General features: G+C 41.6%; 11 protein-coding genes. 2 read left to right on the top strand and 9 right to left on the bottom strand.

The window, feature by feature from the left end; all coding sequences use genetic code 11:
- Positions 1-392: 392 nt before the first annotated feature.
- The 9 genes from VF06_RS08090 to VF06_RS08050 all read right to left on the bottom strand — a co-directional run bounded on the left by VF06_RS08090 (position 393) and on the right by VF06_RS08050 (position 10,068).
- Positions 393-1,136 (bottom strand): tetratricopeptide repeat protein, encoded by a 744-nt coding sequence (locus tag VF06_RS08090; RefSeq protein ID WP_099066984.1) that lies wholly within the window; start codon positions 1,134-1,136, stop codon positions 393-395.
- A gap of 526 nt (positions 1,137-1,662) precedes the next feature.
- Positions 1,663-3,357, bottom strand: coding sequence for a beta-carotene ketolase CrtO (gene crtO, locus VF06_RS08085; RefSeq protein ID WP_099067067.1), 1,695 nt, complete (start codon positions 3,355-3,357; stop codon positions 1,663-1,665).
- A gap of 105 nt (positions 3,358-3,462) precedes the next feature.
- The gene (locus VF06_RS08080; protein ID WP_099066985.1) at positions 3,463-4,218 is read right to left on the bottom strand and encodes an LmeA family phospholipid-binding protein; all 756 of its coding nucleotides are present in this window, start codon (positions 4,216-4,218) and stop codon (positions 3,463-3,465) included.
- Between the two features lie 377 nt (positions 4,219-4,595).
- Positions 4,596-5,843, bottom strand: a complete 1,248-nt coding sequence (locus VF06_RS08075) for a RuBisCO small subunit-like domain-containing protein (protein WP_099066986.1) — start codon at positions 5,841-5,843, stop codon at positions 4,596-4,598.
- Between the two features lie 238 nt (positions 5,844-6,081).
- Complete coding sequence (locus tag VF06_RS08070) at positions 6,082-6,774, bottom strand: Uma2 family endonuclease (protein ID WP_099066987.1); 693 nt, start codon at positions 6,772-6,774, stop codon at positions 6,082-6,084.
- A 222-nt stretch (positions 6,775-6,996) separates the two neighbouring features.
- On the bottom strand, positions 6,997-7,614 hold the full coding sequence (locus VF06_RS08065) for a GDSL-type esterase/lipase family protein (RefSeq protein WP_099066988.1): 618 nt from the start codon (positions 7,612-7,614) through the stop codon (positions 6,997-6,999).
- A gap of 121 nt (positions 7,615-7,735) precedes the next feature.
- Positions 7,736-8,065, bottom strand: coding sequence for a ribulose bisphosphate carboxylase small subunit (locus tag VF06_RS08060; protein ID WP_073640462.1), 330 nt, complete (start codon positions 8,063-8,065; stop codon positions 7,736-7,738).
- A 72-nt stretch (positions 8,066-8,137) separates the two neighbouring features.
- Entirely contained in the window at positions 8,138-8,536 is a 399-nt protein-coding gene (rcbX, locus tag VF06_RS08055) for a RuBisCO chaperone RbcX (protein ID WP_096537938.1), read from the bottom strand.
- A gap of 101 nt (positions 8,537-8,637) precedes the next feature.
- On the bottom strand, positions 8,638-10,068 hold the full coding sequence (locus tag VF06_RS08050) for a form I ribulose bisphosphate carboxylase large subunit (RefSeq protein WP_099066989.1): 1,431 nt from the start codon (positions 10,066-10,068) through the stop codon (positions 8,638-8,640).
- Between the two features lie 689 nt (positions 10,069-10,757).
- On the opposite strand from VF06_RS08050, the gene VF06_RS40460 reads away from it, so the two are divergent.
- Both VF06_RS40460 and VF06_RS08040 read left to right on the top strand, forming a co-directional pair.
- Positions 10,758-10,940: a hypothetical protein gene (locus VF06_RS40460; RefSeq protein ID WP_180267274.1), complete on the top strand. Its 183-nt coding sequence runs from the start codon at positions 10,758-10,760 to the stop codon at positions 10,938-10,940.
- A 31-nt stretch (positions 10,941-10,971) separates the two neighbouring features.
- On the top strand, positions 10,972-12,078 hold the full coding sequence (locus VF06_RS08040; protein WP_099066990.1) for a ligand-binding sensor domain-containing protein: 1,107 nt from the start codon (positions 10,972-10,974) through the stop codon (positions 12,076-12,078).
- The last annotated feature ends 111 nt before the right edge of the window (positions 12,079-12,189 follow it).

The raw sequence follows: 12,189 nt of genomic DNA, 5'->3' as shown, positions 1-12,189 counted from the left end.
GGGGAAAGGGGAAAGGGGAATGGGGAAAGGGGAATGGGGAAAGGTTTTAAATACATCAGACCTCTTGCACAAGAGTGCTTTTTGCACTTTTGTGGTCAAAGGGATACATCTTTATTGGGGAAAGGGAAAATACCAAACATGCACCTCCTTTCCCCGACTTCTCTTAGAAGTCTATCCTTTACCCCTTACCCCTTAACCTTTTCCCAGACCACAAGGGAAGTTCATATTGCTTGTCAAGTATTCATCCGAACATGATATTAGACATCAAAAGACTTTTCCCCCAATCCCTTCCTATGGTTTTACAACAGAACAGGGGAAAACAAAAACGTTAAAGGGTAAAGGTTTTTTCTTACCCTTTACCCCTTAAGCTTTTCTCTACTTTTGCAAGAAGTTTATTGCAGTAATTTCTGGAACTGTTTTTGACTACGCACTTTGTGAAAGTCTGGGTCAGTTTTAGCTAATTTTTTATATTTTCCAGGAACAAATTGAATCGCTCGATCTAAGTTTTCAATTGCTAATTCTACATTGCCTTGTAAAGCATAAGCACAAGCTTTGTTGTAATATGCTTGGTGCAAATCTTTTTTGATGGCGATCGCCTGATTATAAGATGCAATTGCTTGTTGATAGCGTTGCAATTTTATTAAGGTAATGCCCCTGTTAGTTAAAGCTTCATATTTGTTAGGTTTGATGGCGATCGCTTTATCATACGATGCAAGAGCCTCTTTGTAACGTTGTAGAGATGTTAAGGCTATGCCACGGTTATACCAGGCTTCATCTTTGTCAGGCTTGATGGCGATGGCTCGATCGTAAGATGCAATGGCTTCTTGATAGCGATGCAATGATGTTAAAGCTATGCCTCGGTTTATCCAAGCTTCAGGAATCTCAGCTTTCATGGCGATCGCTTTGTCATATACTTGGATTGCATCTTCGTAACGCTGTTTATCTAATAAATCATTGCCTTGAGCAAATAAAACTTCTGCTTTTTGGCTTGCCTTTGCTTCTACAAAAAGCTGGCTTACATTAGTTTCCTGGACTACTTGTCTAGTATTTTCTGTCCATGAATTTGCTCCATTACTACAACCAAATCCAAAGAATACTATTAGGCTAGATGCAACAAATCCGTACCTACAAACCATGCTTTGTCTACAGAACTTATAATTCTGTTATTCAACTTTTGTTATTTTTGAATATTATCAAATGTTTAGTAATTTTTGCTCATTCGGTTCGTAATTTTTTGACAAAAAACTTTTGATGAAAATTTATACTTTTTTTTTGATACCTAGAATAACATATTCAATACACATAAAGCAATTGTTGAATGTAGAGCTTCCTGAGCTATAGCAGGCAACAGGCAATAGGGAAAGAAAGTCTCTTGGTGTCTGGGTTTTACTGTCAATTTATGTCCTCAACTATGCTTCGACTGCAATAAGGGACTTCCAAGTAAAAAAACATAGAAGACTGTTGCCTACTACACAAATAATTTCAGGAATCAAACTTGATTCCTATGGGACTTACGCAACTGGCATATTATTTGAAGTTTGTAGTTATGACTTTAGTCCTTAAAATAAGGGCTAGAGTCGCTTACTACAAGCAAAAAATAAAATTTTTTGTGACACTTGCGTAAGTCCTGAAATAGATGAAAACGGCTTTAAAAAGCAAAGCTTAAATCATTCCAAATACTGACCCGACAGTAGACTTAATCGAATCTCTTGCGTCCTTCAAAGTTTGACTGATGGGATGCTTTGCCTGCAAAAATACACGGGCACAATTGCGTCCCGGCATTCCAGAAATGGAACCGCCTGGATGAGTTCCTGCGCCAGTGAGAAATAAATTCTCAATTGGGGTTTTGTAATTTGCTATTTCTGGCAAGGGACGGAAAAATACCATTTGATCTAAGGTCATATCGACATGGTAATAATTTCCTTTGTATGCACCTAATCTTTCTCCGAGTTCTGCTGGACTTTCTACACGACGGGCGATAGTTGCATTTTTGACATTCGGCGCATAGTTCGCCAATTTATCAATCACCCTGTCTGCAACTTTATTTTTCAATTCATCTGTCCAACCAGTGCCTTTTAAACCCGTACCTTCTGCACCAGCAATTTGATAAGGGGCGAAAAACTCAATCCACGCAGTATGTTTGCCAGGGGGTGCTAGTGTTGGATCTAAGTAGCTGGGTACCACTAGGTACATTGATGGGTCGGTATCAGGAATTTCTCCCAAGGTACATTTACTATGAGCTTGTTCTACATGAGCCACGGAATCTGCAATTAAGATGGAACCAACAAGATATTCATCTTTGTGTTCGTGGTGGGGAAATTGCAGTGGTTCGTTCAAAGCCAAATCAATTTTGAGGATAGTTTCGTTGTTGTTAACGATGCGGCGTTCTAATCTTTCCCACAAGTCAGGATCGACTCCATCAACTTGGCTTTTATCAGTCATTTGCAAGAATAACCGCTTGGCATCAATATTAGAAATTACGCCATGTCTGGCACGATATTCTTTACCACCACCGACTCGCACGCCTACAGCTTTACCGTCATCAATTAAAACTTTTTCCACGTGTTGGTCTGTGAGAATAACGCCGCCCTTACTTTTGACTAAATTTACCAAAGCTTGTACCAGTGCGCCAGTACCACCACGGGGTCTTGCCATCCCTGGATTATGACGCATTGCCATCATAATTGCACCAATGGCAAGGGTTTTTTGTGATGGTGGCGCACCAAGTTCTGATGCTAGCCTTGCTAGTGGTGCTTTGAGAAATTCTGAGTCAAACCACTCGTTTAGTAAATCTTCACCGCTGGTTAACATGGTGCGAATAAAGTCCAGCGTTTTGTTTGGCGAACCGATGACAGAAAATAAATCTTTGATTTTTGTGATGTCATAGTTACCAAGGATGTCAATAATTGACTTCGGCGGTGCATTAAACATGGGAATCATTGCACCTAAGGCCCTTTGCCAATAATCAACAAATTCCGCATATTTTTTGGCGTCGCGATCGCTATAACGAGCGATTTCTGCACAAGTCTTTTCCACCGACTTATGCCCTAAGAAATATTTGCCATCAGGATGAGGACAGAAAACAACAGGATCGCACTCTAAATAATGCAAACCATATTTTTCTAGTTCTAATTCTTCAACTACTGGCCCTAAGTGAATAAACTCGTGGTCAATAGCGCATAAGTTAAATTTAAATCCAGGAGCTTCTTGTGGTAAACATTCTTCAGTTGTTGCTGCACCGCCTGGAACGGAACGCTTTTCTAGTAACAGGACACTATAACCAGCCTTCAATAAATAAGCTGCACAAACTAACCCATTATGTCCAGCACCAATCAGCACAACATCATACTCTTGCATAGTGGTTACTTTGAAATTAATTAGCTTCATAAAGCTTAAAAATTTTTTGGCAAATTTAAATCACCCATGAGTAACAAAAATTATCTTTAATTAGTGTCAATACTACTAAAGAGGTAATACATCTGATGAGGGTATTTGATTTACCTGGGCTTCTATCAGAAGTATTAAATTTCCAGTTTCCACTTCTAAATCTTCAATCCGAAATATAATATCGTCCCATTTAAAATATGGTATGCTCATCAAATCTTTGGCTTTGTGCATTAATGCTGTAATTAATTCTATTGAAACACCTGCTCCCTCAGTACAGTTAAAGCTCTCCAACATAGCAGGTTGTGAATCTTTGCGGGGACGAGCAATGGCAGTGAAAGCTAAAGGCCTAGTTTTTCCCATTTCCTTTAACAATATCTTTCCTCTGAATTCTATTTTGCCAGCACCAGGTAAATATACCTGAATTTCTTGTGGTTCAAAACTGACAATTTCGCCATCTACATCCAAGTTGAAGTTTCGCATCTGGTTGTCAATAAACTCTGACGACAAAGCGCGGTTTAAATCTGCTTCTGTCAGTGTCATTTTAGCAATGGCATTTACTGGACGATCTAGTTTGATTTCACCGAAAATAGCACTTAGAGGATTGATGGTGAAAGCATCAGTTTGCAGTTTTATTTCTTGTACGCGAATGTCTTTTTGGATAACTAATCCTTCGCCTGTAACCGAAACTCCGTCAGCTTGTCCTTGCACTATTTTCAACAGATCGGTTTGTATGTCTATCTCTATTTGTTCTACTTCATCTAAATTTTTAGATATTCTTCTTTCAACTTCCTGGGATAATAATTTCTCCTCAAATCTATGCTCATCAGGCATAAATTACTAATCTCCTAAATATCCTCATATTGCTTACTGTAAAGGCTGGATACTCAAGAGCGAATCTATATTCAGATATATGACGGTATAACTAAGGGCAGACAATATGCATTAATATCAACTTAATGTTTCAGTTAATACTAATGAACAATATGTCTACCCCTCAATAAAAATTGGATGTTTTTTTATTTGGGCGTCGCATAATTGCGGGATGATTTGAGAATTTACATCAAGACATAATCCCCGTGTCACCGTGTCACCGTATCTCCATATCTCCGTGTCCCCGTGTCCCCATATCTCCGTGTCACCGTGTCACCGTGTCACCGTGTCAGCTTAAATCATCCCATTATTCAGCAACACCTTTATTTGCAAGTCCCTTAATTTTTACCATTCGGCCGCTGAATAATTGTCTCCAAAATTCGCCGCTTGGCTTTGGGATCGATCGCAACTAAGCGCACATATTCACCGCTATATTCTGCCAAAGAAGATTCCAAATTCGATATTGCATCCGATTCGGCATCAATGTGGCTGTTAACACAACTTTGCCAAGAACCTGTACGGAAACGACGCTCATCTACGTGTTCGATACTAATTTTGTAACCTTGAGACAATATTTGGCGGATTTGTGCTTGTGTTTCTAGGCTCAAATGGGTACTTGAGACATTGTGTTTCTGAAAACCGTTAGTTGATGGTTCGCTAGTTGGTGTCACAGCAGGCGGTGGTGCTGGTTGATAACTTCTACCTCGATTCAGTCGATTGTATTCATCAACTAATTTGGAATTTTCCACTCGTTTTTGTTCGCCAACCATCAAGTGGCCGGATTCTATTAGGTGAGACAAGCTGAAATCTGGTTTTTTAAATTGTGGTGGCCCTTCAACGCTATTAACCACGCGTAAGGATACCCGTTCAAAACCGATTTCATGGATAAATTTGCGGATTTGTTCGTCGTAAATCCGCGATCGCAATGCGCTAAAAAAGTCAATGGACTGATTGGCAAAAGTATCAACTAGCTGTTCAACTTCCCGCCGCGAAAGTCCATCAGCTTCAAAAATCCCGCCGACAATTCCCACCTTATCATCTCGGTCTGGTTCCCAATAAAATTTCTCCATCCGTCCATCCCGAATTAAGGGTGCATAGAGGGTGGAAAAATCATTACCTGTGACAATAATCGGGACGCGATGTAAAGGTGTAGAGTCATAGCTTCCCGGTAACTGTACATCTGTGGGATTATCGGCAATATTCATCAGGGTGGCATTCACCAACTGTGTATTTACAGTATATTGAGTGCCTTCATCGAAGCGTCCAGCACCCGCGTCTAAATCGTTAATCATCAGCACGCACATTTTCCCGCGTACTTTAATCAGTTCTGCTGTTTCCCGGTAGCGCAGCCGAATCAACCGCGCTGGATCTCCTGCGTCTGGACTTTCCAACTCGCCACCAGAAATCAGAGTTACTTCGATACCCATTTTCTCGAAGACTAACTCGCATTGAAAAGACTTACCTTCACCCTTACGTCCATGAATGCCTAAAATTAAAGGTACTCTAACCCCAGGAAGGTTTAAGAAGTTTTTCGTGATGTGGACAGCAAGTTTGTCCAAAAATCGGGGAGCAATGTAGTAACTCATGAACCTATGTTATAAATATCTAGCACTTCTAAAGTTAATGTTAAGTTTTTTTGGGTATAGCGATCGCTTTTCGCTGATTATTGATGGCGATCGGTTTTTTCACACAATTTGAAACACAGAGATAGGTTTTCTCTCTATCACTGCAAATTCTATTCCCTAAGGATGATTTTGAATATAATTACAAACCCACAGAGGTCGATTTTTTCTCTATAGCCAAGAATTCCATTAGCCAAAGCTTCTATGCTAAACTTTGCACAAACTCTATATGTTCTTCACTACTCAAACCTTGTTGCAACACTCCTAAAACCTTTGCCATTTCCCCTTTACATAATGCCTCTACATCCAACCACAAGCCAGGAAAAACCCGACTTTTAATTATATTATTTATATCAGCTTCTAGCCCTCTATATTCACCATCCTCTAAGCAGAACCAATCTAGTTGATTTTCTAATATTCGCCAAACAATATATTCTTTGACACCGTTCCGACGGTAAACTTTTTTCTTATCATGTAAATCATTAGCAGCGCTGCTAGCTGCTACTTCAGCGATTAATTCTGGCGCGCCTTCAATATAATCATCTTCACTAATACGTGCTTGTCCGCCTAGCTTTTCATCAATCAACAATACAACATCAGGCTGGGGTTCATTATCTAAATCTAGGCGCACTGTGACATGATCGCCCAACTCAACCCCAGGAGTGGCAACTTTATAAGTGCCTAACCAGATGATTAAGTCTCCATGCGGTTTTCCATGACTATTAAAACGCAAAGGTGATGCCACGTATACAATTCCTTCTATTAATTCTGCTTTTTTAACATGAGGCATAGCAGTATATCGGCGTTCAAATTCCTGGCGAGTCAGCCTATCCCCACTTTCTAACGGCGGAATGCGGATACTTTTATTCAAGTTTTGTTCTATCGATGTTGTCATGAGCAGATTCCTCAAAGGAGTGTTGCTAAATTTAGTATAATAAATTCTTTGTTTATAGCAGTTATCTAAACTTATTTACAGCGATTTTCAGGTAAATAATCTACATTTTATCTCATACCAATTATATGTATAAAAATACCTCTAATGGATAAAACCTCCGCGCCTCTTTGCGCCAACCTCCGCGTACCTTTGCGTTGAAAAACTTTAAATTGTTAATTAACTTCAAGAAAACCAATTTAACCAAGCGTCCCAATTTTCCACGATTTTGGCAAATTCTGTATAACCTCCTGCTCTAGGATGAGCGCCGTCATTAGCTCTTGCTTCATCTATCCAAATATTCGATTTTTCCAGAATTGGAAATACATCTAAATAAGGCACATTTAACTTTTGACAAATTAAAGCTAAATTTTGGGTTAAATCTCTGTTTCTTTGCCTTCTTTCAAGGTCTTCTCGTTCTACATATGGTGCTGGGCCAATCATTAAAACAGGATATAACTGTTGCGCTTTATTTAAAATTTCCTGGGCATTTTTGAGCGAATCTGCTAAGTCTACACGAGTTTTACCATTTTCTGGTGTTGTGTCATTTAATCCAAAAGAAAACACAACTCTGGCATCATATTCCTTTGGCAAACGCAGCGATACTTCTTGTAACCAACGCTTTGCTATATCGCTACTCGTATCGCGCCTAATCCCTAAATTATAGTAAGTGATGTCATAACCTTTTTTATTAGCATTAGCACATACTCTCCCCGTCCAACCCAGACATTCAGGGTCACCAGTACCGTTTACAAAGGAGTCACCAATAAAACAAATTCTAACTTGACTTAGCTGTAAATTCATTGAATAAATACTTTTAGGATGTCAAGTTTTACACGCAATAAAATAAGAGAGGTAAAATTAATTGCCTCTCTTAATAAATCAACTTCAAAGGTACTAGGTTTTAGCTTTTACCTTTTAGTTTTTAGTATCTGCTGGGTTTGTGAACGATAAAGCTGAGAATTTGGCACTGCTTGATGTTGTCAAAACCCACAACGCGGATGTAATTGTTGGAATATTGAGAACGGCAAGATTGAACTTCGTTCAACACTTCTTGAGTAGATTTAGCGCCGAACAAAGGCAGCTTCCACAGTGTCCAGTATAATTCTGTTGGCTCAGAGGTTTCGTTGAATTCAACCGCTGGAATGTAACCTTGATTCAAGATGTACTGGATCTGCTTGGCAATTTGAGCATCAGACAGAGGAGGCAGATAAGAAAGGGTTTCGTAACGACGCTCTTTTGGTAGAGTTTGCATAGCTTTAGTATTAAAGGATTGCGGTTGACTTCAGTTGTCAGTTATCAGTCACCAGTTATCGCTGCTGACTATTCACTGTTCGTTATTTGGGTCTGAGGTTGTTTGCTGTTCTGGATAGAGACTGGGGTTTGATGTATCTATTTGTGTGATGCGTTCTAGATGCTGGCGACGTTGTTCCATATTGGCTTGCTGAATGCCAGTGCGAACCATTTCCGGTAAGAAATCAGTGACTTCCTCGGCAATATGCTCTCTGACAGTCATAATCCGCAATGCTAAATCCGGCTTTTCTCGAAACAGTTGCTTTATGTAAGCTTCTCCGTCTTGAACTTTATCCGCAGAAAAGTTATGCAGCCACACTGCCAATGGAGGATTAGTTTCGCCCAGCTGCGCCAATACTGTCCTTAGCGCCTGATATGTCAGGTAGCTTTGGAGAGTCTTGGCTGTGTCCTTCGCAATTTGCTTGAGATTCATGCTTGGCCCCAGCCCTTAAGAGTTATGAGTTATGAGTTATGAGTTATGAGTTATGAATTAATGTAACTCTTAACTCCTAACTTCTAACTCGTAACTTTGGATCAGACGGTATCCATAGCTTCAAACTCAAACTTGATTTCTTTCCAGAGTTCGCAAGCAACGGCTAATTCAGGAGACCACTTAGCGGCTTCGCGGATAATGTCGTTACCTTCACGAGCCAAGTTGCGACCTTCGTTACGAGCTTGGATGCAAGCTTCTAAAGCCACGCGGTTAGCTGTAGCACCAGGAGCGTTACCCCAGGGGTGACCGAGAGTACCACCACCGAATTGCAGTACGGAGTCATCACCAAAGATTTCTACGAGTGCAGGCATGTGCCAGATGTGAATACCACCAGAAGCAACTGCCATTACACCAGGTAGAGAAGCCCAGTCTTGGGTAAAGTAAATACCACGAGACTTGTCTTGCTCAACATAGTTTTCACGCAATAGGTCAACGAAGCCCATTGTGATACCGCGCTCACCTTCCAACTTACCAACTACGGTACCGGTGTGGATGTGGTCACCACCAGACAAGCGTAGGGCTTTAGCTAATACACGGAAGTGGATACCGTGGTTCTTTTGACGGTCGATAACAGCGTGCATAGCGCGGTGGATGTGCAACAGAATACCGTTGTCACGGCACCAACGAGCCAATGTGGTGTTAGCGGTGAAACCTGCTGTCAGGTAGTCGTGCATGATGATGGGCTGTTTGAGTTCTTTAGCGTACTCAGCCCGCTTCAGCATTTCTTCGCAGGTGGGAGCGGTAACGTTGAGGTAGTGACCTTTGATTTCGCCGGTTTCTGCTTGGGCTTTGGCAATAGCTTCAGATACGAACAAGAAGCGATCGCGCCATCTTTGGAATGGTGCAGAGTTGATGTTTTCGTCGTCTTTGGTGAAGTCCAAACCACCGCGCAAGCACTCATATACAGCGCGTCCGTAGTTCTTCGCTGACAAACCTAATTTTGGTTTGATGGTACAACCCAACAAGGGACGACCGTATTTGTTTAATTTGTCACGCTCAACTTGGATACCGTGGGGAGGGCCTTGGAAGGTCTTGATGTAAGCTACTGGAAAGCGGATGTCTTCCAAACGCAGTGCCCGCAGGGCTTTAAAACCAAATACGTTACCTACGATGGAGGTCAACACATTGGTTACAGAACCTTCTTCAAACAGATCCAGAGGATAGGCAACATAGCAAATAAATTGGTTGTCTTCACCGGGAACTGGTTCGATGTCATAGCAACGACCTTTGTAGCGATCGAGGTCGGTGAGCAAGTCTGTCCACACAGTTGTCCAAGTACCAGTGGAAGACTCAGCCGCTACAGCCGCGCCTGCTTCTTCGGGAGGAACTCCAGGCTGGGGCGTAACGCGGAATGCTGCTAGAAGGTCTGTATCTTTAGGTGTGTAATCGGGGGTGTAATAAGTTAATCTGTAATCCTTAACCCCGGCTTGATACCCAGATTTGCTCTGAGTCTTCGTTTGAGCGTAAGACATATTTTATCCTTCCCAGAAGTCACTCTTTTTACTTATCAAATCACGTATTGTGCAACTTTCCCACACCCCGCTCTTTCCCCCTTGAGCGGGGAGAAGATCGGGAAAAATTTTTGTTATGGGTTGTTTTCGGCAGAGTTTAGCACTTTTTTTGCGGCCTATACTTTGGTAGTGAAGGTAACCCTCATTACCAGTGTTCTCCCATGCTTGGGCAGACGACCTAGCGCTTCTACTCCTTCCTCTGCCTACACATCAAAATTCTTTTTTATCTGTTTCTCTTCTCGCACCCGACTAAACCTTCTCAATTTCACCAAAACTTCCGCACTTTGCGGGCAGCATTTAGATAATTCTCTCATAACATGGCATATTCAGGGGATTGACCTGGCTGGCACACATTCCCCCCTCCATAGTCCTTTTATCTTCTCCTTAGTTGGGAAAGATACCACAAAAGAATTTACTTGACAGAGATTTAGCAGAGTGGTGAGCAAAAGATAAAAGAATTGCACACCACGAAATTTGTAGCTTGTTTCACAATATATCAAGAATTCGATAAGTTATTCTTTGAAAGTTTTTAACTTATTTATTTAAATTTGTTATTACATAAAGATTTAAACATTTTGTTAAGAAAGATTTACAAAATGTCATTAATGGTGTTTAGGGAATGGGGTATGGGGAGATAAGGAGATGGGGAGATGGGGAGATGGGGAGATCGGGAGATAGGGAGATGGGGAGATGGGGAGATGGGGATAAAAAGAATAACTTTTAACTCCTCAGTCAGCATTCAACAGTCAACAGTCTGCATTCCCAATGCCCAATGCCCAATGCCCAATGCCCAATGCCCAATGTTTAAAAATTCCGAGGGAGGGGAACACTGAAGTTAACCAAAAGCCAGTTTTGATAACGGCTATGGGTAGTGTCTCCAAAGGAAATGTCATCGTGGTGTTGTTTTGCAAGCGTACTAGTTTATTGATTTCTTCTATCTTGCTGGGGTTAATAACTCTGCCGAGTATGGGATGGGCACAAAAAACTCCTGATGTTAATTCATCTGATTTAGCTCCTGCTTACCCGTCTTCACCACCGCCTCCGCGAGTAGATCCTTTACCCGATGAACGGGGAGTGCAAGAAAATTCGCCAGAAACGGATTATCGTGTCGCCAACTTAGTGGCGGATGTTACAGGTAATCTTTGGGTGGGTTCTTGGCGGGGACTATCGCGGATTGACCCGAAAACTGGCAAGATTGTTTCTCGTGTAAGTTTACCGAATGTTGCCATTGGCGCTTTAGTCCAAGACAAAGTAGGACGCTTGTGGGTGGGAAGTTATGGTGGATTGATGCGAGTAGATCCCCGCACAAGCGAAATTACTGCACAGAATTTATTTTTGCCTTCTAAACGGGTGTTGTCCCTTTTAGTTGACAAGCGCGGCTATTTGTGGGCTGGAACTGACAGTGGTTTAGCTTTAATTAGTCCCGACCAAGGCTTGATTATGACTACATTAAAAAATCTGCCTGGTGTTAGCGCCAACACTTTGACTTTAGACGCAGAGGGTCAGCTGTGGGTTGGTACTCTTGATGGAGTGGTGCGGGTTAATACTGCCAGTGCTGCAATTATGAAGCGAATTGCAGATTTACCCGGAACCACTGTCCAAGCCTTAGCTATTAGTCCAGAAGGGTTGATTTGGGCGGGAATGCCAAATAATTTGCTAGTGATTAATCCCAAAACTGGGGCAGTGTTGCGGTCTGTAACGCGGCTGCGGGGGCGTAACGTTACAGCAGTGCGTTTTGCCAAAGATGGTAGTGTCTGGGTCGGTACTCACGATGGTTTGTTACGATTAAATCCAAATACCGGAGCTGTGTTAGACGCTGAAGTTGCTGGACTTCCTTCTAGTCGCATTCTTGCCCTTGCACCTGACATCGGCAACAAATTGTGGATCGGTACTAGTGAAGGTCTAGCTTGGTTAATGCCGAAAATGAGCAGTGCAAAACCCCATCTTGCTTTTAGTCGCGCCGTGAAGTAGAGATTAGGGACTGGGGACTAGGGACTGGGGACTAGGAAAATTGATTCCTAACATCCAATACTTAATAACCAATACCTAAATCCCCAATCTAAAATCCAAAATCTAAAATCT

Origin of the sequence: Nostoc linckia z4, from assembly GCF_002608075.1 — a bacterium.
In the GTDB taxonomy this organism is placed as follows: Bacteria; Cyanobacteriota; Cyanobacteriia; order Cyanobacteriales; family Nostocaceae; genus Nostoc; species Nostoc linckia.
The sequence above is the reverse complement of the archived record's forward strand: the minus strand, read 5'-3'. Positions and strand labels throughout refer to the sequence as shown.

What these genes read in the sequence shown, in the direction of transcription:
- VF06_RS08090 (WP_099066984.1), bottom strand. Translation starts at nt 1,136, where the DNA reads ATGGTTTGTAGGTACGGATTTGTTGCATCTAGCCTAATAGTATTCTTT.
- crtO (WP_099067067.1), bottom strand. Translation starts at nt 3,357, where the DNA reads ATGCAAGAGTATGATGTTGTGCTGATTGGTGCTGGACATAATGGGTTA.
- VF06_RS08080 (WP_099066985.1), bottom strand. Translation starts at nt 4,218, where the DNA reads ATGCCTGATGAGCATAGATTTGAGGAGAAATTATTATCCCAGGAAGTT.
- VF06_RS08075 (WP_099066986.1), bottom strand. Translation starts at nt 5,843, where the DNA reads ATGAGTTACTACATTGCTCCCCGATTTTTGGACAAACTTGCTGTCCAC.
- VF06_RS08070 (WP_099066987.1), bottom strand. Translation starts at nt 6,774, where the DNA reads ATGACAACATCGATAGAACAAAACTTGAATAAAAGTATCCGCATTCCG.
- VF06_RS08065 (WP_099066988.1), bottom strand. Translation starts at nt 7,614, where the DNA reads ATGAATTTACAGCTAAGTCAAGTTAGAATTTGTTTTATTGGTGACTCC.
- VF06_RS08060 (WP_073640462.1), bottom strand. Translation starts at nt 8,065, where the DNA reads ATGCAAACTCTACCAAAAGAGCGTCGTTACGAAACCCTTTCTTATCTG.
- rcbX (WP_096537938.1), bottom strand. Translation starts at nt 8,536, where the DNA reads ATGAATCTCAAGCAAATTGCGAAGGACACAGCCAAGACTCTCCAAAGC.
- VF06_RS08050 (WP_099066989.1), bottom strand. Translation starts at nt 10,068, where the DNA reads ATGTCTTACGCTCAAACGAAGACTCAGAGCAAATCTGGGTATCAAGCC.
- VF06_RS40460 (WP_180267274.1), top strand. Translation starts at nt 10,758, where the DNA reads ATGGGGAGATGGGGAGATCGGGAGATAGGGAGATGGGGAGATGGGGAG.
- VF06_RS08040 (WP_099066990.1), top strand. Translation starts at nt 10,972, where the DNA reads ATGGGTAGTGTCTCCAAAGGAAATGTCATCGTGGTGTTGTTTTGCAAG.